The 19,816-nt window shown below is 71.8% G+C and carries 17 protein-coding genes; 10 read left to right on the forward strand and 7 right to left on the reverse strand.

The window, feature by feature from the left end; genetic code table 11:
• Positions 1 to 73: 73 nt before the first annotated feature.
• From A5695_RS08160 to A5695_RS08170, 3 genes are read right to left on the reverse strand one after another with little or no spacing between them, the layout of a single operon-like run.
• Positions 74 to 376 (reverse strand): MGMT family protein, encoded by a 303-nt coding sequence (locus A5695_RS08160; protein ID WP_068079828.1) that lies wholly within the window; start codon positions 374 to 376, stop codon positions 74 to 76.
• A 2-nt stretch (positions 377 to 378) separates the two neighbouring features.
• Positions 379 to 1,164: an alpha/beta fold hydrolase gene (locus A5695_RS08165; RefSeq protein WP_068079829.1), complete on the reverse strand. Its 786-nt coding sequence runs from the start codon at positions 1,162 to 1,164 to the stop codon at positions 379 to 381.
• A 47-nt stretch (positions 1,165 to 1,211) separates the two neighbouring features.
• Positions 1,212 to 1,406 (reverse strand): hypothetical protein, encoded by a 195-nt coding sequence (locus A5695_RS08170; RefSeq protein WP_068079831.1) that lies wholly within the window; start codon positions 1,404 to 1,406, stop codon positions 1,212 to 1,214.
• A 109-nt stretch (positions 1,407 to 1,515) separates the two neighbouring features.
• Between A5695_RS08170 and A5695_RS08175 the strand changes: the two genes are divergently transcribed.
• The 4 genes from A5695_RS08175 (at position 1,516) to nudC (ending at position 10,131) form a co-directional block, all read left to right on the forward strand.
• Positions 1,516 to 4,650: an ATP-dependent DNA helicase gene (locus tag A5695_RS08175; RefSeq protein ID WP_068079833.1), complete on the forward strand. Its 3,135-nt coding sequence runs from the start codon at positions 1,516 to 1,518 to the stop codon at positions 4,648 to 4,650.
• Positions 4,617 to 7,928 (forward strand): ATP-dependent helicase, encoded by a 3,312-nt coding sequence (locus A5695_RS08180; RefSeq protein WP_369830168.1) that lies wholly within the window; start codon positions 4,617 to 4,619, stop codon positions 7,926 to 7,928. Before A5695_RS08175 ends, A5695_RS08180 begins: the two co-directional genes overlap by 34 nt.
• 90 nt (positions 7,929 to 8,018) lie before the next feature.
• On the forward strand, positions 8,019 to 9,089 hold the full coding sequence (locus A5695_RS08185) for a TrkA family potassium uptake protein (RefSeq protein ID WP_068079834.1): 1,071 nt from the start codon (positions 8,019 to 8,021) through the stop codon (positions 9,087 to 9,089).
• Positions 9,090 to 9,198: 109 nt separating this feature from the next.
• On the forward strand, positions 9,199 to 10,131 hold the full coding sequence (gene nudC / locus A5695_RS08190) for an NAD(+) diphosphatase (protein WP_068079836.1): 933 nt from the start codon (positions 9,199 to 9,201) through the stop codon (positions 10,129 to 10,131).
• Between the two features lie 65 nt (positions 10,132 to 10,196).
• On the opposite strand, the gene mrx1 is transcribed toward nudC, so the two are convergent.
• Positions 10,197 to 10,451, reverse strand: coding sequence for a mycoredoxin Mrx1 (gene mrx1, locus A5695_RS08195; RefSeq protein WP_068079838.1), 255 nt, complete (start codon positions 10,449 to 10,451; stop codon positions 10,197 to 10,199).
• 115 nt (positions 10,452 to 10,566) lie between these two features.
• Here mrx1 and A5695_RS08200 point away from each other — a divergent pair, with 115 nt between their 5' ends.
• From A5695_RS08200 to A5695_RS08205, 3 genes are all read left to right on the forward strand, one after another.
• Positions 10,567 to 12,666: an ATP-dependent DNA helicase UvrD2 gene (locus tag A5695_RS08200; RefSeq protein ID WP_197515396.1), complete on the forward strand. Its 2,100-nt coding sequence runs from the start codon at positions 10,567 to 10,569 to the stop codon at positions 12,664 to 12,666.
• A gap of 88 nt (positions 12,667 to 12,754) precedes the next feature.
• Positions 12,755 to 12,904 (forward strand): hypothetical protein, encoded by a 150-nt coding sequence (locus A5695_RS28950; protein ID WP_197515397.1) that lies wholly within the window; start codon positions 12,755 to 12,757, stop codon positions 12,902 to 12,904.
• 136 nt (positions 12,905 to 13,040) lie between these two features.
• The gene (locus A5695_RS08205; RefSeq protein WP_068079842.1) at positions 13,041 to 13,310 is read left to right on the forward strand and encodes a WhiB family transcriptional regulator; all 270 of its coding nucleotides are present in this window, start codon (positions 13,041 to 13,043) and stop codon (positions 13,308 to 13,310) included.
• Positions 13,311 to 13,344: 34 nt separating this feature from the next.
• Here the strand turns inward: A5695_RS08205 and A5695_RS08210 are convergent, their stop codons facing one another.
• Positions 13,345 to 14,688 (reverse strand): AarF/ABC1/UbiB kinase family protein, encoded by a 1,344-nt coding sequence (locus A5695_RS08210; RefSeq protein ID WP_068079844.1) that lies wholly within the window; start codon positions 14,686 to 14,688, stop codon positions 13,345 to 13,347.
• 81 nt (positions 14,689 to 14,769) lie between these two features.
• Here A5695_RS08210 and A5695_RS28955 point away from each other — a divergent pair, with 81 nt between their 5' ends.
• Entirely contained in the window at positions 14,770 to 14,943 is a 174-nt protein-coding gene (locus tag A5695_RS28955; protein ID WP_167374048.1) for a hypothetical protein, read from the forward strand.
• Between the two features lie 8 nt (positions 14,944 to 14,951).
• Here the strand turns inward: A5695_RS28955 and A5695_RS08215 are convergent, their stop codons facing one another.
• Both A5695_RS08215 and A5695_RS08220 read right to left on the reverse strand, forming a co-directional pair.
• Positions 14,952 to 15,755 carry a TOMM precursor leader peptide-binding protein gene (locus A5695_RS08215; protein WP_068079851.1) on the reverse strand — a complete coding sequence of 268 codons (804 nt, stop codon included), beginning with the start codon at positions 15,753 to 15,755 and terminating at the stop codon, positions 14,952 to 14,954.
• Between the two features lie 77 nt (positions 15,756 to 15,832).
• Positions 15,833 to 17,194, reverse strand: coding sequence for a zinc-dependent metalloprotease (locus A5695_RS08220; RefSeq protein ID WP_197515394.1), 1,362 nt, complete (start codon positions 17,192 to 17,194; stop codon positions 15,833 to 15,835).
• Positions 17,195 to 17,271: 77 nt separating this feature from the next.
• On the opposite strand from A5695_RS08220, the gene A5695_RS08225 reads away from it, so the two are divergent.
• Positions 17,272 to 18,294, forward strand: a complete 1,023-nt coding sequence (locus A5695_RS08225) for a PDZ domain-containing protein (RefSeq protein WP_068079847.1) — start codon at positions 17,272 to 17,274, stop codon at positions 18,292 to 18,294.
• A gap of 78 nt (positions 18,295 to 18,372) precedes the next feature.
• On the forward strand, positions 18,373 to 19,816 hold a 1,444-nt coding region (locus A5695_RS08230), incomplete at its 3' end, for a UPF0182 family protein (protein WP_197515395.1).

Here is a 19,816-nt window from a genome sequence, read left to right on the forward strand (position 1 = left end):
CCTGCACCCACCAATCATCCCTAAAGCAGCAGAACAAACGACCCCCGCCACGCGGGATTAATTCAGCAGTCTCCTAGCGCCCGAAGTCGTAGCGGACCTCGCGCAACGCGATCTTGCCGTCGGTGGCCAGCACCCCTTCGGCACGCAGCAGTTCGAGCTGCCGGGCCCTCAGATGGCGCGCGGGGCGCCCGGAGGCGGTGATCACCCGGTGCCACGGCAGGTCCGAGGAGTCGGTCCGCATGATCCAGCCGACGATGCGCGGGCTGGAAAGGCCTGCGACGTCGGCGATGTCGCCGTAGGTGGCGACCCTGCCCGATGGGATCGCCGCGACCAGCGCGCGCACCCGCTCGACCTGCTCCTCGGTCACCGGCGCCACGATCAGCGCGCTTCGAGCAGGTCGCGCGTGAGCGCGGCGACTTCCCCCGGCGCCGCGTAGGGGACCATGTGGTTGCAGTCGAAGTCCAGTAGGCGGAAATCGGATCCCAACCGGTCCTGCAGCCCGGCGATCAGCCGGTCGCCGACGTAGGGCGGCGAGGTGCGCTTGGCGCGTACCAGGATCGTCGGCGTCCCGGCCGGCGGGAACACGATGTCGCGGGCCAGCTCGCTCCAGTACGACGCCATCGCAGGCAGGCAGACGCGCCAGCCGTACCGGCCACCCGGCAGCGCGATCAGATGCTCGTCGATCTCGGCGTCCAGCAGGGCCGGGTCGACGTCCGACCACGAGCCGTGCACCTTTTCCAGGCGCGCCTCGTCGGCGTCGGGGTAGTCGGGCGAGGCCAGCATCGCCTCGGCGATCTGGCGCATCCGCTCGCCGTCCAGCCCGACCGCCGGGTCGAGCAGCAACAACGCGGCCACCAGGTCCGGTCGTGCCGCGGCCAGCTGCATGGCGAGCCCGCCCCCAAAGGAGTGCCCCACCACCAGCACGGGCCCGTCGGCTTCGTCGTCGAGCAGCGCGGCCATCGCAGCGACGTTGGCGTCGATGGTCCACGGCGCCGCCCAGGTCGACCTGCCGTGGCCGATCAGATCCGGTGCGGCGAAGGTGATTTCGGGGAGCAGGCCGGCCAGCTGCTGCCAGCGCTGTCCGTGGCCGGTCAACCCGTGCAGCGCCAGCACCCGCACCGGGCCGGCCGGGCCGTAGCGGTGCACATGCAGATCGGCGGTCACGTGTCGATCGTGCCAGCCGCCGCCACGGTTGCTCGCGGGCGGGCGGCTCAGCGTCCGTCTTCCCACTCGTCCTCGGTGGGGACGATGTAGGCCTGCTCGATCACGTCGGCCTCGTTCGCCTCGCGATCGGCCGTGGCCAGGTATTCGGTGTCCAGGCCGGCTTCGTCGTCGGCGTCGACCGGTTGCAGTTGTTCCGCGGCGTCACCTTCGGGCGCTTCGTCGCTGGGAAAGACGTCCGTCACGATTTCTACCTCCTCAACCGTTCGTCGGGCTGTTCGCGGGCTCCAGCGTAGGGGCCTGCGGCCGCGCAGGTCGGGCCGGCTTGTCGGACCCTTGTGATTGCATGCAGCCATGTCGTTCACCTGGGACCCGGAGGCGCTCGCCCTGCTGGCGCCCGGCGTGCGCGGGGGAGTCCGGGTGCTGGGCGGGCCCGGTACCGGCAAGAGCAGCCTGCTGATCGAGGCCGCGGTCGCCCGGATCGACGCCGGCCTGAACCCGGAATCAGTTCTGCTGCTTACCGGTTCGGGCCGGCTGGGGATGCGCGCGCGCAGCGCGTTGACGACGGCGTTGCTGCGGCCGCGCTCCGCGGGGACCGCCCGGGCCGCCGTCCGCGAACCGCTGGTCCGCACTGTGCACGGCTACGCGTACGCGGTGTTGCGCCGGGCCGCCGAACGCGCCGGCGACGCGCCGCCGCGGCTGGTCACCAGCGCCGAACAGGACGCCATCATCAGGGAGCTGCTGGCCGGCGACCTCGAGGACGGGCCGCGCGCGGCGGTGGCGTGGCCCGCCCACCTGCAGCCCGCGCTGGCCACCGCGGGCTTCGCCACCGAGCTGCGAAACATGTTGGCGCGCTGCGCCGAACGGGGCGTGGACCCGCAGGAGCTGGAGCGGCTGGGCCGTCGGTGCCGGCGTCCGGAATGGACCGCCGCCGGCCGGTTCGCGCGCCAGTACGAGCAGGTGATGCTGCTGCGGGCGGCGGTCGGCACCGCGGCGCCCCAGGCGACGACGCCGGCGCTGGGGGCCGCCGAACTGGTGGGTGCCGCCCTGGAAGCCTTCGCGGTCGATCCCGAGCTGCTGGCGGCCGAGCGGGCCCGGGTGCGGGTATTGCTGGTCGACGACGCCCAGCAGCTCGACCCGCAGGCGGCCCGGCTGGTCCGGGTGCTCGCGGCGGGCGCGGAGCTGGCGTTGCTCGCCGGCGACCCCAATCAGGCGGTGTTCGGTTTCCGGGGCGGTGAATCCGCCGGGTTGTTGGACGGGGATTCACCGTCGGTGACATTGACGGTCTCGCATCGCTGCGCCCCGGCGGTGGCCCGCGCGATCAGCGGCATCGCGGGCCGGCTGCCCGGCGGCAGCGCCGGCAGGCGGATCGAGGGCACCGGGCTCGAGGAGGGGTCGGTCAGCGTGCGCCTGGCCGCGTCCGTCCATGCGGAAGCGGCGATGATCGCCGACGCGCTGCGCCGGGCGCACCTGGTCGACGGCGTGCCGTGGTCGCAGATGGCGGTGATCGTCCGTTCGGTGCCGCGGGCCGGGACCCGCTTGCCGCGCGCGCTGGCCGCCGCCGGGGTGCCGATGGCCGCGCCGGCGCCGAGCGGATCGCTGTCCGACGAGCCGGCCGCCCGCGCTCTGCTGACCGTCCTGGCGGCCACCGCCGACGGGCTCGACGGTGAACGTGCCCTGGCGCTGCTGACCGGTCCCATCGGGCGCGTAGACCCCGTCTCGCTGCGGCAGCTGCGCCGAACGCTGAAGCGCGCCAACGCCGACCACGCGCCGCGCGATGTCGCCGACCTGCTGGCTGACGCGTTGTCGGGCGCCGCGCCGCTTTCGGGACCGCAGCTTCGCCCGGTGCAGCGGGTGCGCGCGGTGCTGGACGCGGCCGCACGCTGCCATCAGGCGGGGCAAGACCCGCGCTACACCCTGTGGGCGGCCTGGCAGCGTTCCGGCCTGCAGCGCCGCTGGCTGTCGGCCGCCGAGCGCGGCGGCCCCACCGGCGCGCAGGCCACCCGGGACCTGGAGGCGGTGACGGCGTTGTTCGACATCACCGATCAGTACGTCTCCCGCACATCGGGCGCGTCGCTGCGCGGGCTCGTCGACCACGTCGCCGCGTTGCACCTGCCGAGCGTGAACCAGGAGCCGGCGTCGGCCATGGAGCAGGTGCGGGTGCTCAGCGCCCACGCCGCCCTGGGGCACGAGTGGGACATGGTCGTCATCGCCGGGTTGCAGGAGGGCCTGTGGCCCAATACCGTTCCGCGCGGCGGTGTCCTCGCCACCCAGCGGCTGCTGGACGCGCTGGACGGCGTCATCGAGCAGGCGTCGGTGCGGGCGCCGCTGCTGGCCGAGGAGCGGCGGCTGCTGGTCGCCGCGATGGGCCGGGCCCGGCGCCGACTGCTGGTGACCGCGGTGGACAGCGACGCCGGCGGGGCGGATCAAGAGGCGGCGCTGCCGTCGGCGTTTTTCTACGAGCTCGCGCAGTGCGCCGACGGCGACGCCGATTTGGCTGCAGCGCAACCCGTCTCGGCGCCCCGGGTGCTCTCCTCGGCGGCGCTGGTTGGCCGGCTGCGCGGTGTCGTGTGCGCGCCCGACGGCGCGGTCGACGACGCCGCCCGCTCCTGTGCGGCAACGCAATTGGCGCGGCTTGCCCGGGCCGGGGTGCCGGACGCCGACCCGGCTTGCTGGCACGGTCTGACCCCGGTCAGCACCGGCGAACCGCTGCACGGTGGTGGCGATGCCGTCACCTTGACGCCGTCGACCCTGCAGACGCTCAACGACTGCCCGCTGCGCTGGCTGGCCGAACGCCATGGTGGGACGAATCCACGCGATCTGCGTTCGACCATCGGTTCGGTGGTGCACGCCCTGGTCGCCGAATCACACAGGAGCGCGCCGGAATTGCTGGCCGAGCTGGACCGCGCCTGGCGGCACCTGCCCTTCGAGGCGCCGTGGCATTCGGCCAACGAGCTGGCGCGGCACCGCGCGATGATCGAGGCCTTTGTCGAGTGGCGGGCGCAGACTCGAGGCGCGCTGACCGAGGTCGGCGTCGAGGTCGAGATCGACGGGACCCTGGCCGCGTCCACCGACGGCGGCGGCGAGGTCCGGCTGCGCGGCCGGGTCGATCGGTTGGAGCGCGACGCCGCCGGCCGCCTGGTGATCGTCGACGTCAAGACCGGCAAGACGCCGGTCAGCAAGGACGACGCCCAGCAGCACGCCCAGCTCGCGATGTATCAGTTGGCGGTGGCCGAGGGCATGGTCGAGGCCGGTGCGGAGCCCGGCGGCGCGCGACTGGTCTACGTCGGAAAGGCCGGGGCCTCGGGTGCCACGGAACGCGAACAGGATCCGCTGACGCCGGCCGCGCGCGACGAATGGCGCGGCCTGCTCGTTCGCGCGGCCGAGGCGACCGCCGGTCCCCGGTTCATCGCGCGACGCAACGACGGCTGCTCACATTGCCCGATACGGCCCTCCTGCCCGGCGCACGCGGACGGGGCGGCGCGGTGAACGCCCGCTACAGCCCGGCCGAATTGGCCTGCGCGCTCGGGCTTTTCCCGCCCACCGATGAGCAGGCCGCCGTCATCGCGGCCCCACCCGGACCGGTGGTCGTGATCGCCGGCGCGGGCGCCGGCAAAACCGAGACCATGGCCGCGCGGGTGGTGTGGCTCGTCGCCAACGGTTACGCCGAACCCGACCAGGTCCTCGGATTGACGTTCACCCGCAAGGCTGCCGGCCAGCTGCTGCGCCGCGTACGCTCCCGACTCGCCCGGCTGGCAGGCGCCGGATTTCCCGCAAGCGGGCGGTGCCCCCAGGGCCCCGACGGCGCGGCGGGCGCCCCGACGGTCAGCACCTACCACGCCTTCGCCGGCTCCTTGATCCGCGACTACGGGCTGCTGCTGCCCATCGAGCCCGACACCCGGCTGCTCGGCGAGACCGAGCTGTGGCAGCTGGCCTTCGACGTCGTGAGCCGCTACCGCGGGGAGCTGCACACCGACAAGACCCCCGCCGCGGTGACGTCGATGGTGCTGCGGCTATGGGGTCAGCTGGCCGAACACCTGGTGGACACCCGCCAGCTCGGCGACACCCAGGTGGAGCTGGACCGGCTGATCCACACCCTGCCCGCGGGCCCCTATCAGCGCGACCGCGGCCCCAGCCAGTGGTTGCTGCGGCTGTCGGCCACCCAGACCCAGCGCGCCGAACTGGTGCCGCTGCTCGACGCGTTGGGTGAGCGGATGCGGGCCGCCAAGGCGATGGACTTCGGCGTGCAGATGGCCTGCGCCGCACGGCTGGCCGCGAACTACCCGCAGGTCGGCGAGGAACTGCGTGGCCGCTACCGGGTGGTGCTGCTCGATGAGTATCAGGACACCGGGCACGCCCAGCGGGTCGCCCTGTCGTCGCTGTTCGGCGGTGGTGTCGACGACGGGCTGGCGCTGACCGCGGTCGGCGACCCGATCCAGTCGATCTACGGCTGGCGCGGCGCCTCGGCGACCAACCTGCCGCGTTTCACCACCGACTTCCCGCTGTCCGACGGCACGCCCGCACCGGCCCTGGAGCTGCGGACCAGTTGGCGTAATCCGCCGAGCACCCTGCGGCTGGCCAACGCGATCTCGGCGGAGGCGCGCCGCAGGTCCGTCGCGGTGCACGCCTTGCGGCCACGCCCGGACGCCCCACCCGGAACCGTGCGCTGCGCACTGCTGCCCGATGTGCAGACCGAACGCGAGTGGATCGCCGACGAGCTCGCCGTCCGCTACCGGCCGGCCGACGGCGGGAACCCGCCGACCGCCGCGGTCCTGGTCCGCCGCAACGCCGACGCCGCGCCGATCGCCGACGCCCTGCGCGCCCGCGGCGTCCCGGTCGAGGTCGTCGGGTTGGCCGGCCTGCTGTCCATCCCGGAGGTCGCCGACGTCGTGGCCATGCTGCGGCTAGTCGCCGACCCGACCGCGGGCGCGGCGGCGATGCGGGTGCTTACGGGTCCGCGCTGGCGCCTCGGCGGCCGCGACGTCGCCGCGCTGTGGCGGCGCGCCCGGACGCTGTGCGACGGCGCGGGCGCGGCCGTCGCGCCGGAGGCGATCGCGATGGCGGCCGGCCCGGACGCCGACACCGCGTGCCTCGCGGACGCCATCGCGGATCCCGGCCCGGCCGAGGCGTATTCGGCGGCGGGCTATCAGCGCATCACCGCGCTGGCCGCCGAGCTGCGCGCTCTGCGCGGCCACCTGGGCCATGGCCTGGCGGACCTGGTCGCCGAGGTGCGCCGGGTGCTGGGCGTCGACTGCGACGTCCGCGCTGCGGCGGGGGCGCAGCCGGGCTGGACCGGCACCGAACACCTCGACGCGTTCGCCGACATCGTCGCCGGCTACGCCGAACGAGCGGACGCCGCGGGCGCGGGCGACCGGCCAGCAGCGGCGTCGGTGACGGGCCTGCTGGCCTTCCTCGATGTGGCCGAGTCCGTCGAGAACGGCCTGCCGCCCGCCCCGGTGGTGGCCGCGCGCGACCGCGTCCAGGTGCTCACGGTGCACTCGGCGAAGGGGTTGGAGTGGCAGGTGGTCGCGGTGGCACACCTGTCCGGCGGGGTCTTCCCGTCGACCGCGTCGCGGAGCACCTGGCTCACCGACCCGGCGGAGCTGCCGCCGCTGCTGCGGGGCGACCGGGCCTCGGCGGGCGCACTGGGAATCCCGGTGCTGGACACCTCGGACGTCACCAATCGAAAGCAGCTGTCCGACAAGATCTCCGATCACCGCGGCCAGCTCGAGCAGCGGCGGGTCGACGAGGAGCGTCGGCTGCTCTATGTCGCCATCACCCGGGCCGAGGACACGCTGCTGGTGTCCGGCCACCACTGGGGTGCCACCGGGATCAAGCCGCGCGGGCCGTCGGATTTCCTGTGCGAGATCAAGGACGTCATCGACCGCTCGGCCGCCGCCGGGGACCCCTGCGGGGTGGTGGACCAGTGGGCGCCCGCGCCGGGCGATGGTGACCGGAACCCGCTGCGCGACAACACCGTCGAGGCTGTCTGGCCGGCCGATCCGCTGGCCGGGCGGCGCGGCGACGTCGAGCGCGGCGCGGCGTTGGTGAGCGAGGCGATGGCGGGCGAGACCGGCGACGAAGGCGCCGACGTCGAGGCTTGGGCCGCCGACGTCGACGCCGTGCTGGCCGAGCGGGCGCGGGCGGTCCAGCCGCCTTCCGGCGCGCTGCCCGGCCAGTTGTCGGTCAGCGGCCTGGTCGACCTGTCCCGCGACCCCGTGGGCGCGGCGCAGCGGCTGCGGCATCGGCTGCCGACGCGGCCGGACCCGCATGCGTTGCTGGGCAGCGCGTTTCACGCGTGGGTCCAGCAGTTCTACGGCGCCGAGTGCCTGTTCGACCTCGCGGACCTGCCGGGTGCGGCGGACTCCGACGTGGGCGACACCCGGGAGCTTGCCGCGCTGCAGGCCGCGTTCACCGAATCGCCGTGGGCGGCGCGCACCCCGATCGCCGTCGAGGTGCCCTTCGAGATGCCGATCGGCGACACCCTGGTGCGCGGCCGCATCGACGCGGTGTTCGCCGACCCCGACGGCGGCGCCACAGTCGTCGACTGGAAGACCGGCGAACCACCGCACGGGCCGCAAGCCCTGCGGCAGGCCGCGGTCCAACTCGCCGTCTACCGCTTGGCGTGGGCCGCCCTGTCCGGCGCCCCGGAATCCTCGGTGCGGACGGCCTTCTATTACGTGCGCGCCCGCACCACCGTCGCCCCAGACGATCTGCCGGCCCCCGCCGAGCTGGCGGGGCTGCTGGCCGAGCCGGCCGTCGGGTGACCCGCGCTGCCCGGGTCCCGGGGTCGCGATCGTGGTTACATTGACGCGTGCGTGTCTCCTGCGGCGGCGTCGAGCCGATCATGGACCGCCGTGCGCAACGGTAGGTCGCGGCAACTGAGCGGTCTCGAAGAGACGCTGACCGCCCAGCGAGGCCACCAGTTGATCGGCGTGGTGCGCATCCCCGAGGAGCACGCCGGCCCGATTCGGGTGATCACGCGCCGCGTGGCCATCGCGCTCGTCGTGCTGTTCGCGGCGGCCGTCATCGTGTACGCCGACCGCAATGGATATCGCGACGTGCGGGGCGAGCCGCTGACTTTTTTGGACTGTGTGTACTTCTCCGCGGTGTCACTGTCGACGACCGGCTATGGCGACATCACCCCCTACAGCGAAACCGCGCGTTTGGTTCACACCCTGATCTTCACCGCGCTGCGGATCGCGTTCCTGGCCGTCCTGGTCGGCACGACCCTCGAGGTGCTCTCCGAGCGGTCCCGGCAGGGGTGGAAGATTCAGCGTTGGAGGAGCAGAGTGCGCAACCACACGATCGTGATCGGCTACGGCACCAAGGGGAAGACGGCGGTCGCCGCGATCCTCGGTGACGAGGCCGCCCAGGGGGAGGTCGTCGTCGTCGACACCGACCGCGGCACCCTCGAGCACGCCGCAACCGCGGGCCTGGTCACCGTGCACGGCGACGCCACCAAGGCCGACGTGCTGCGGCTGGCCGGGGCGCAACATGCGGCGTCGATCATCGTTGCCACCAGCCGCGACGACACCGCGGTGCTGGTCACGTTGACCGCCCGTGAGATCGCCCCCAACGCCAAGATCGTGGCGTCCATCCGGGAGGCGGAAAACCAGCACCTGCTGCAGCAATCGGGCGCGGACTCAGTGGTGGTCTCCTCGGCGACCGCCGGTCGGCTGCTGGGGCTCGCCACCACCACGCCCAGCGTCGTGGAGATGATCGAGGACCTGCTGACACCGGACTTCGGGCTGGCGATCGCCGAAAGAGAGGTGGAGCCGGCCGAGGTCGGCGGCTCCCCGCGCCATCTGCGCGACATCGTGCTCGGCGTGGTGCGCGACGGCCACCTGCTGCGCATCGGCGCGCCCGAGGTGGACGCCGTGGAGGCCAACGACAGGCTGCTCTACATCCGGCACGCGGGGCACTAGTGGCGATCGCAAGAGCGGCGAAGCCGGTCGCGGCGGGTCGCCACGGAGGCAGGGCGATCGCAAGAGCGGCGAAGCCGGTCGCGGCGGGTCGCCACGGAGGCAGGCACTAGTGGCGATCGCGGACTTTCAGCTGCAGAACGTTCCGTTGCTGTCGCGCGTCGGCGCCGACCGGGCCGACCAGTTGCGCACCGACGTCGAGGCGGCCGCCGCCGGCTGGGCGGATGCGGCGCTGCTGCGGGTGGATTCGCGCAGTCAGGTCCTGGTGGCCGATGGCCGCGTGGTGCTTGGCTCCGCGGCCAAGCTGGCCGACAAGCCGCCACCGGATGCGGTGTTCTTGGGCCGCATCGAGGGCGGCCGCCACGTGTGGGCGATCCGCGGCGCGCTGGAGGCGCCGGAGGACGACGACGTGCACGCCGAGGTGATGAACCTGCGCGGGCTGGGGTCGATCCTCGACGACACCAGCAGCCAATTGGTCTCGTCGGCGCTCGCGCTGCTCAACTGGCACGATTCCGCGCGGTTCAGCTCGGTCGACGGCTCACCAACCCGCCCGGCGCGGGCAGGCTGGGCGCGGGTCAACCCGGTCACCGGGCACGAGGAGTTCCCGCGGATCGACCCGGCCGTGATCTGCCTGGTCCACGACGGCGGCGACCGCGCGGTGCTGGCCCGCCAGGCGGCGTGGCCGGAGCGGCTGTTCTCGCTGCTCGCCGGATTCGTCGAGGCCGGTGAATCGTTCGAAGTCTGCGTCGCGCGCGAGATCCGCGAGGAGATCGGCCTCACCGTACGCGACGTGCGCTACCTGGGCAGCCAGCCGTGGCCGTTCCCGCGCTCCCTGATGGTCGGCTTCCACGCCGTCGCGGACCCGGGCGAGGAATTCTCGTTCAACGACGGCGAGATCGCCGAAGCGGCGTGGTTCACCCGCGACGAGGTGCGCGCGGCGCTCGCGGCCGGCGACTGGACCAGCTCCACGGAATCGGAACTGCTGCTGCCCGGGTCGATCTCGATCGCGCGCGTGATCATCGAATCCTGGGCCGCGATCGACTGACCCGGCACTCGGAGGCGTCGCGGAGCAGTTCATCAACACCGGCGGCTCGGCGCGACCGGGCCTCTTTAGGCGCCTGTTTCGGCCAGCTTGGCCTTCACCTCGGCAGCGCTCGGGTTGGTCAGCGTCGACCCGTCGGCGAATTTGACCGTCGGGACCGTCTTGTTGCCGCCGTTGACCGACCCGACGAATTCCGACGCCGCGGGGTCGTGCTCGATGTCGACCGCCTCGTACGGAATTCCGTTGGACTTCAACACAGTCATGAGGCGGTGGCAGTAGCCACACCATGAGGTCGTGTAGACGGTGATCGGGGCAGTGGTCATAGCCCGTTAACGTAGCCCGGCGGCGATGTGTTCCGCGCCGGAACACCACACCCAGATGCCGACGCGCACCGGGCGGGGCCGCCGTTTGTCGGCCATCACTGCCAAGATGGACGCCATGCCGATGGTCGCCGACGCCTTGACCGCCGGGCTGGACGACGAGCAGCGCGAGGCCGTGCTGGCGCCCCGCGGCCCGGTCTGCGTGCTCGCGGGCGCCGGAACGGGCAAGACCCGCACCATCACCCACCGGATCGCGCAGCTGGTGGCGAGCGGTCATGTGGCCGCCGGGCAGGTGCTTGCCGTCACCTTCACCCAGCGGGCGGCGGGGGAGATGCGTTCCCGGCTGCGCACGCTGGGCGCCGCCGCGGGCGCGGACACCGGCGTCGGCGGGGTGCAGGCCCTGACGTTTCACGCCGCGGCGCACCGCCAGCTGCGGTACTTCTGGCCGCGGGTGGTCGGCGACACGGGCTGGCAGCTGCTGGACACCAAGTTCGCCGTGGTGGCGCGGGCGGCCAGCCGCTCCCGGATCAACGCCAGCACCGACGACGTCCGCGACCTGGCGGGCGAGATCGAGTGGGCCAAGGCGTCACTGATCACCCCCGAGGAGTATCCGGCCGCCGTGGCCGCGGCCGGCCGGGACATTCCGCTCGACGCCGCCCGGGTCGCGACCGTCTACGCCGCCTACGAGGCGCTGAAGGTCCGCGACGAATCGGTGACGCTGCTCGACTTCGACGACCTGCTGCTGCACACCGCGGCGGCGATCGAGAACGACGCCGCCGTGGCAGACGAATTCCGGGGCCGGTACCGCTGTTTCGTTGTCGACGAGTACCAGGACGTCACGCCGCTGCAGCAGCGGGTGCTGACGGCGTGGCTCGGCGACCGGGACGACCTGACCGTCGTCGGCGACGCCAACCAGACCATCTACTCCTTCACCGGGGCATCGCCGCGGTTCCTGCTGGATTTCTCGCGGCGCTATCCCGACGCCACCGTGGTCCGCCTGGAACGTGACTACCGCTCCACCCCGCAGGTGGTGTCGTTGGCCAACCAGGTGATCGCCGCGGCTCGCGGCCGGGTCGCCGGCAGCAAGTTGCACCTTTCTGGGCAGCGCCCGCCGGGCCCCGCGCCGTCGTTCCACGAGCATCCCGACGAACCGGCCGAGGCCGCCGCCGTCGCGGCATCCATCGCCCGCCTGATCGACGCGGGCACCCCGGCGTCGGAGATCGCCGTGCTGTACCGGGTCAACGCGCAGTCCGAGGCCTACGAGGAGGCGCTGACCGAGGCCGGCATCCCCTACCAGGTCCGCGGCGGCGAGGGTTTTTTCACCCGGCAGGAGATCAAGCAGGCCATGTTGGCGCTGCAGCGGGCGGCCGAGCGCGGCGCCGACGGGCCGCTGCCCGACGTCGCGCGGGCCGTCCTGGAACCGCTGGGTTTGACGGCTGAGCCGCCGGTGGGCACCCGTGCCCGGGAGCGCTGGGACGCGCTGACCGCGCTGGCCGAGCTGGTCGACGCCGAGGTGGCGCAGCGGCCGCAGTTGGACCTTGCCGGCCTGCTCGCCGAGCTTCGGCTGCGCGCCGACGCCCGGCACCCGCCGGTGGTGCAGGGCGTCACGCTGGCCTCGTTGCACGCCGCAAAGGGGCTGGAGTGGGACGCGGTGTTCCTGGTCGGGCTGGCCGACGGCACGCTGCCCATCTCGCACGCGTTGGCGCACGGCCCCGACAGCGAGGCCGTCGAGGAGGAGCGCCGGCTGCTCTACGTCGGAATAACCAGGGCCCGAATACATTTGACCCTCAGCTGGGCGCTGGCCCGCAACCCGGGTGGACGGCAGGGCCGCAAGCCGTCGCGGTTCCTCAACGGCATCGCGCCGCAGGCGCGCGCCGACGCCGCCCCCAACAGAAGCCGGCGCAACCGAGGGCCCGCGGCGCGCTGCCGGATTTGCAACAAGGACCTGTCCACCGCCGCGGCGGTCATGCTGCGGCGGTGTGAGACGTGTGCCGCCGACGTCGACGAAGAATTGCTGCTGCGGCTCAAGGCGTGGCGGCTGGACGTCGCCAAGGAGCAGCAGGTGCCGGCCTACGTCGTCTTCACCGACAACACGCTGATCGCGATCGCCGAGTTGCGGCCCGGGGACGAGGACGCGCTGATCGCGATCCCGGGCATCGGCGCGCGCAAGCTGGAGCAGTACGGGCCCGACGTGCTGGCGTTGGTGCGCGGCCGATAACCGCAGGTCAGAAAATCGTTTGTGCCGCGCGTCGGCGACGGTTTACCCTCGAAGCTGCGTTCTGGCACGACGAAGGGAGGTGGCCACGATGATCAACGACGCGTTCGGTGTGGACGTGGCCGCCGCGGCGGCCACGCTCAAGCATGCCGCCACCGCCGTGCCGGCGGCCGCGTTGAAGCATCGCGCCGCCGCCGCGACGAACGCGTCCGGACTCGAGGTCCACCGAATGGCTACGTAACTCCCCGGTTTTCACCGAACGGCCACGGACCCGAAGTCAAGGATCCGTGGCCACAGTCTTTTTCGGGCGAAAGCCCGCTCCCTGGTCCGGATCACCGAAATAGGCAAGCCCCGACCAGGAAGCAGGTGAGCAGGACATGTCGGCACCGACAGTCTCCAGACAGCCGTCGCCGGCGCTGCCGTGTCACGCCGGCGATCCCGACCTCTGGTTCGCCGAGACCCCGGCCGACCTCGAGCGCGCCAAGGCGCTCTGCGCTAGCTGCCCGATCCGGCGCGAGTGCCTGGCGGCGGCGCTGGAGCGGGCCGAGCCGTGGGGAGTGTGGGGCGGCGAAATCTTCGACCGCGGCGCGATCCTGAGCTTCAAACGGCCGCGCGGACGCCCCCGCAAGGACGAGGTGGCCGCCTAGGACCAATCAGGTCACGCTCGGGGCAGTGGAGCGCCTAGATGACCGCGTTGTCGGGCTCGGCAAAGCCGGGGATCAGTTCCTCGGACAGCGCCTTGATCGGCACCCGCGCGTCCAGCTGGCACAGGATCGCGGCCACCGAGGCGATGACCCGCATCGGGATGGCCAGCTTGGGGGGCAGGTCCATCTGCCGGGCCGTCTTGATCTGGGACACTGACCGGTCGATCTGGCCCACGGTCATGCGCTGCAGCCATTTGCGCGTGTAGTGGAACTCGTCGACCTCGATGGGTTCGACGTACTGGCGCAGCATTTCGTCGATGTCGCGCACCGACACCTGCTGGCCCTTCTGGATGAAGCCGACCTTCTCCATCGTCGGCAGCAGCAGGTCGTAGTTCTTGTCGCGGGCCAGACGGATCGTCATCCCGAGCTCGATGGGGTAGCCGCCGGGCAGCGGTGCGACCGCGCCGAAGTCGATGACGCCCATCCGGTTGTCGGGCAGCAACATGAAGTTCCCCGGGTGCGCGTCGCCGTGCAACATTCCCAGCCGCCGGGGCGCGTCGAAGGTGAGCTCGAGCAGCCGGGTGCCGATCAGGTCGCGCTGCTCGCGGGTGCCGTCGCGGATGATCTCCGCCAGCGGCAGGCCGTCGATCCACTCCTGGACCACGACCTTGGGCGCGCTGGCCACGACGTGGGGTATCGCGAAGTGCGGGTGGTCCTCGTAGGCCTTGGCGAAGGCGCGCTGGTTGTCGGCCTCCAGCCGGTAGTCGAGCTCCATCTCGGTGCGCTCGACCAGCTCGTCGACGATGCCCTGGATATCGGCGCCGGGGGCAAGCTGTTTGACCACGCTGACCATCCGCTGCATGGTCTTCAGGTCGGCGCGCAGCGCCTCGTCGGCGCCGGGGTATTGGATCTTGACGGCGACCGGGCGGCCGTCGGCCCAGACCGCCTTGTGCACCTGGCCGATGCTGGCCGAGGCGATGGGTTTGTCGTCGAACGAACTGAACCGTTCGCGCCACTTGGTGCCCAGTTGGGCGTCGAGCACGCGGTGCACCTTGTTGGCGGGCAGCGGAGGGGCGTCCTTCTGCAGCTTGGTCAACGCCTCGCGGTAGGGCTCGCCGTATTCGTCGGGGATGGCGGCCTCCATCACCGACAGGGCCTGGCCGACCTTCATCGCCCCGCCCTTGAGCTCGCCCAGGACGGTGAACAGCTGGTTGGCGGCTTTCTCCATCAGCTCGGCCTGGACTTCGTCCCTCGACTTGCCGGTCAGCCGTTTGCCGAAGCCGAGCGCCGCCCGGCCGGCGAAGCCGACCGGGATGCTGGCCAGCTTGGCGTTGCGCGCCGCCCGGCCGCGTTTGATGTCTGCCACGTATCCATCATCCATGACGTTGCGCGCGCCTCGCGCTTGATCTTCGCAACACCCCGCTCGCGGGCGGCGGACGCCGCGCGCCTTAGGTTGTCCCCCATGGCAGCAAAGCAAGCGCAGCACGACGCCGCTGACTCCCTGTTCAGGGCGATCATCGAAACGCTGGACAAGCACCGCAACGACGGCACACTGACCGCGGAGATCCTGCAGCAGCTCGGGACGGCGTACGAGTCGGTGTCGTCGAACGTCCCGGATCAGGGGCGGCTCGGCTAGCCGGCGCGTCAGCACGGGCACAGCGGGTGCCGGGTCCATTGCCGCGCGACGATGGCGCCGGCGTCGAGGTCGAATTCCAGTGTGGCGTTCAGCGTCTGGGGTGGCACCGCGTCCTGTTGGCGCACGGCGGCGATCACCCGGTTCACCTGGCTGAGCGCCAGCGCCGCGGTCGCCAGCAGCGTGGGCCGGTCGGCCACCCCGACGGTTTCCCGCAGCTGCGCGGAGATGGCGGGCCAGGCCGCGTCGCGGTCCCGCCGATGCAGGTCGGCGCAGCCCAGGCAGCTGGTCGCGCCGGGAATGACCAGCGGGCCGACCAGCCCGACGCCGTCGCGGACCCGCACCGGCAGGTGGGGGACGCCCCGGGCGTGCAGGTCGCGGACCATGCGCGGGTCGGCGACCAGGTAATCGGACAGCACCACCAGGTCGACGGTGGTGGCCGACGCGGCGGCGTGCGGCTGGCTGCTGCGGGCGATCCGGGCGCCCGAGCAGCGCAGCGCCTCGACGAGCAGCTCGGACAGCGGGCCGCGGCCGTGGACCCGGATGGACGGCGTCCGGCCGCGGGACTTCACGCATTCGGTGGCAACGCCCGCGCCGACCAGCTGGTCGACGAGGTCGGTCAGGCCGTCGGCGTCCCGTAAGCCGCGGTCGACGGCGCGCCGCCGCAGCTCGGCCAGCGGCGTGGGAGAGCGCATGGTGCGAAGCAGCGCGGCCAGCTCCGCGGCGGCCAGGCCGCCCGGTGGCCGCACCAGCACGGCGCGGCGGGGATCCCAGCCGACCTGGACGGCGCCGTCGGGCCGCAGCAGCACCGGCATCGCGGGGTCCAGCGCATAGGTGGAAAGCGCGGTCGGCGACACGGCTGCACTGTGCCACGCCGCGGGGCAGCGGCCCGTCAGTTATCCACAGGGCCGGGGCCCGGATCCTCGGGGTTCTCCTCGAGCCTGGCGATCGCCTCGTCGATGCCGCTGGTGTCGCCGCCGATGACGCGGTCGATGAAGCCGGCCGGCTCGTCGAGGTCCTCGGCCTCGGGCAGCAGGTCGGGGTGTTGCCAGAGGGCGTCGCGGGCGTCCACGCCGGCGGCTTCGGTGAGGCGCTCCCACAGCGCGGCCGCCTCGCGCATCTTGCGGGGCCGCAGCTCCAGGCCCACCAACGTCGCGAAGGTCTGTTCGGCCGGGCCGCCGGTGGCGCGGCGGCGGCGCAGCGTCTCGCTCAGCGCGGCCGCCCCCGGAATCCGGTCGCCCAGGGCCGCCGTGACCACCACCTGCACCCAACCCTCGATCAGCGCGAGCAGCGTCTCGAGGCGTTCCAGCGCCTGCGTCTGCGCCGGGGTGGCCTTGGGCTCGAAAACGCCTTGCCCCAACAGGTTTTCGATGGCCGCCGGGTCGGACAGCGTCGCCGGGTTGAAGTCGCGGGCCAGCTCCTCGATGCCGCTCATGTCGATCTGCATGCCGCGCGCGTAGGCCTCGACGGCGCCCAGCAGCTGGCTCGACAGCCACGGCACGTGGCTGAACAGCCGGTGGTGGGCGGCCTCGCGGGCGGCCAGGAACGTCAGGATCTCACTGCGGGGCTGCTCGAGCCCGGCCGCGAAAGACTCCACGGCGTCAGGCAGGATCGCCGCAACGCCCTTGGGCCCCAACGGCAATCCGATGTCGGTGGAGGTCAGCACCTCGCGCGACAACCGGCCCAGCGCCTGCCCCAGCTGGGAGCCGAAGGCCATCCCGCCCATCTGTGACATCACCGCCATCAGCGGGCCGGCCATGCTCTTGGCCTCTTCGGGCAGCGACGACGCCCACACCGTCGAAATCTGTTGCGCCATTGGGTCACACAACCGCTTCCAGGTATCCAGGCTGTTGTCGACCCAGTCGGCCGGGCTCCAGCCCACCGCCTTGCTGGTGCCGGCGGGCAGCGCCGTGGCGCCGTCCAGCCAAGTCTCGGCCAGGTGCACCGCGTCGCCGATCGCCGAATGCGTCGTGGCCGGGATCGGCGCCACGAACCCGATCGAGTTCGTCGCCACCCGGCGCGCCAGCTCGTAGTTGACCGGTCCGGACGGCTCGCCCCCGGCCATCACGGTGCCCGCGCTGGAGAACATCTGGCCCAGCTGGGTGAAGATCTGCCCCAGGTCGCCCATGCCGAATGCGCCGAACGGATCGGAGCCGCCAGAGCCCGAATTGGGATCTTTCTTCCCGGGTTTGTCGGGGTCTTCCCCGTGGGAGAAGCCGAAAGGCAGGTCAGCCATACCGTCAACGGTACTCACCGGGGGAACGGGGTGGGCACTCTCGGGGTCAGCTTGTGGCTGAACCTGGCCCGGGGGCTCCGTCTAGTGTAATCGGCGTGAACAGGCGGATTCTGACCTTGATGGTCGCGCTGGTGCCGATCCTGGTCTTCGGCGTGTTGCTCGCGGTGGTGACGGTGCCGTTCGTCTCGCTGGGCCCCGGACCCACCTTCGACACCCTCGGCGAGGTCGACGGCAAGCAGGTCGTGGCGATCGAGGGCACCGCGACGCATCCGACCACCGGACACCTCAACATGACGACGGTGTCCCAACGCGACCAGCTGACCCTGGGCGAAGCGCTCACGCTGTGGCTTTCCGGCCAGGAGCAGCTGGTACCGCGCGACCTGATCTACCCGCCGGGCAAGTCGCGCGACGAGGTCGACAAGGACAACAACGCGGACTTCAAGGAGTCCGAGGACAGCGCCGCCTACGCCGCGCTGGGATATCTGAAGTACCCGGCCGCGGTCACGGTCGCCAAGGTCACCGATCCGGGTCCGTCGGCGGGCAAGCTCAAGGACGGCGACGCCATCGACGCGGTCAACGGCGTCCCGGTGGCCGACGTCGACCAGTTCACCGGGCTGCTGAAGAACACCAAACCGGGCCAGACGGTGACCCTCGATTACCGGCGCAAGAACGAGCCGGCGGGTGTGGCCCAAATTACGCTGGGCGCGAACAAGGATCGCGACTACGGCTTCCTCGGCGTAGCCGTGCTCACCGCCCCGTGGGCCCCGTTCGTCGTCGACTTCAACCTGGCCAACGTCGGGGGGCCGTCGGCCGGGCTGATGTTCAGCCTGGCGGTGGTGGACAAGCTGACCACCGGTGACCTCACCGGGTCGAAGTTCATCGCGGGGACCGGCACCATATCCGCCGATGGGAAGGTCGGCCAGATCGGCGGCATCACGCACAAAATGGTCGCCGCGCACGCGGCGGGCGCCACGGTCTTCTTGGTGCCGGCCAAGAACTGCTACGAGGCGAACTCGGACAATCCGTCGGGCCTGCGCCTGGTGAAGGTGGAGACCCTCAGCCAGGCGGTCGACGCCCTGCACGCGATCAGTTCGGGGGGTCAGGCGCCGAGCTGTTAGAAGCCGAGCGCGCCGGATCGCGGGTCGCGCGATGCGTAGAGTTGTCACCGTCGATCAATCGAGCAGGGAGCGTAGCCAGTGGGGATGCGGCCCACCGCACGGATGCCGAAGCTGACCCGGCGTAGCCGGATTCTGATCCTGATCGCCCTGGGCGTGATCGCTTTGCTGCTCGCCGGTCCGCGGCTGATCGACGCGTACGTGGACTGGCTGTGGTTCGGCGAGCTCGGCTACCGCTCGGTGTTTTCCACCGTCCTGGTCACCCGGTTCGTGGTCTTTCTGGTGGCCGGCCTGCTCGTCGGCGGCATCGTCTTCGCCGGTCTCGCGGTGGCCTACCGCACCCGCCCGGTGTTCGTGCCGAGCAACGACAACGATCCGGTCGCGCGGTACCGCGCCGTCGTCATCTCCCGGTTGCGGTTGGTGGGCATCGGGGTCCCGGTCGCGATCGGCCTGCTGGCCGGCATCATCGCGCAGAGCTACTGGGTGCGCATCCAGCTGTTCATGCACGGCGGGGACTTCGGCATCCGCGACCCGCAGTTCGGCAAGGACCTCGGCTTCTACGCCTTCGACCTGCCGTTCTACCGGCTGCTGCTCAGCTACCTGTTCGTGGCCGTCTTCCTGGCGTTTGTGGCGAACCTGCTGGCGCACTACATCTTTGGCGGGATCCGGCTGTCCGGGCGCACCGGCGCGCTCAGCCGCTCGGCGCGCATCCAGCTGGTCACCGTGGTGGGGCTGCTGGTGCTGCTCAAGGCAGTCGCGTACTGGCTGGACCGCTACGAGTTGCTGTCGCACACCCGCGGCGGCAAGCCCTTCACCGGCGCCGGGTACACCGACATCAACGCGGTGCTGCCCGCCAAGCTGATCCTCATGGCGATCGCGCTGATCTGCGCCGCCGCCGTGTTCTCCGCGGTCATCCTGCGCGACTTGCGGATTCCCGCCATCGGCCTGGTGTTGCTGCTGCTGTCGTCGCTGATCGTGGGCGCCGGCTGGCCGTTGATCGTCGAGCAGATCAGCGTCAAACCCAATGCCGCGCAGAAGGAAAGCGAATACATCAGCCGCAGCATCGCGGCGACCCGGCAGGCGTACGGCCTGACGTCGGACGTCGTCACCTACCGCACCTATGCCGGTGACACCCAGGCCACCGCCCAGCAGGTCGCCGACGACCGCGCGACCACCTCCAACATCCGGCTGCTCGATCCGACCATCGTCAGCCCGGCGTTCACGCAGTTCCAACAGGGTAAGAACTTCTACTACTTCCCCGACCAGCTGTCCATCGACCGGTACGTGGACCGCAACGGCTCGCTGCGCGACTATGTCGTCGCGGCCCGCGAGCTCAACCCGGACCGGCTGATCGAGAACCAGCGCGATTGGATCAACCGGCACAGCGTCTACACCCACGGCAACGGGTTCATCGCCTCCCCGGCGAACACGGTGCGCGGCGTCGCCAACGACCCCAACCAGAACGGCGGCTATCCCGAGTTCTTGGTGAACGTCGTCGGCGCCAACGGCAACGTGGTGTCCGACG

It is taken from the genome of Mycobacterium sp. E1747, assembly GCF_001667775.1.
In the GTDB taxonomy this organism is placed as follows: Bacteria; Actinomycetota; Actinomycetes; order Mycobacteriales; family Mycobacteriaceae; genus Mycobacterium.

Excerpts from the sequence above, each read along its gene's own strand:
- A5695_RS08175 (WP_068079833.1), top strand. The coding sequence starts at position 1,516 with ATGTCGTTCACCTGGGACCCGGAGGCGCTCGCCCTGCTGGCGCCCGGC.
- mrx1 (WP_068079838.1), bottom strand. The coding sequence starts at position 10,451 with ATGACCACTGCCCCGATCACCGTCTACACGACCTCATGGTGTGGCTAC.
- A5695_RS08200 (WP_197515396.1), top strand. The coding sequence starts at position 10,567 with ATGCCGATGGTCGCCGACGCCTTGACCGCCGGGCTGGACGACGAGCAG.
- A5695_RS28950 (WP_197515397.1), top strand. The coding sequence starts at position 12,755 with ATGATCAACGACGCGTTCGGTGTGGACGTGGCCGCCGCGGCGGCCACG.
- A5695_RS08205 (WP_068079842.1), top strand. The coding sequence starts at position 13,041 with ATGTCGGCACCGACAGTCTCCAGACAGCCGTCGCCGGCGCTGCCGTGT.
- A5695_RS08210 (WP_068079844.1), bottom strand. The coding sequence starts at position 14,688 with ATGGATGATGGATACGTGGCAGACATCAAACGCGGCCGGGCGGCGCGC.
- A5695_RS28955 (WP_167374048.1), top strand. The coding sequence starts at position 14,770 with ATGGCAGCAAAGCAAGCGCAGCACGACGCCGCTGACTCCCTGTTCAGG.
- A5695_RS08215 (WP_068079851.1), bottom strand. The coding sequence starts at position 15,755 with ATGCCGGTGCTGCTGCGGCCCGACGGCGCCGTCCAGGTCGGCTGGGAT.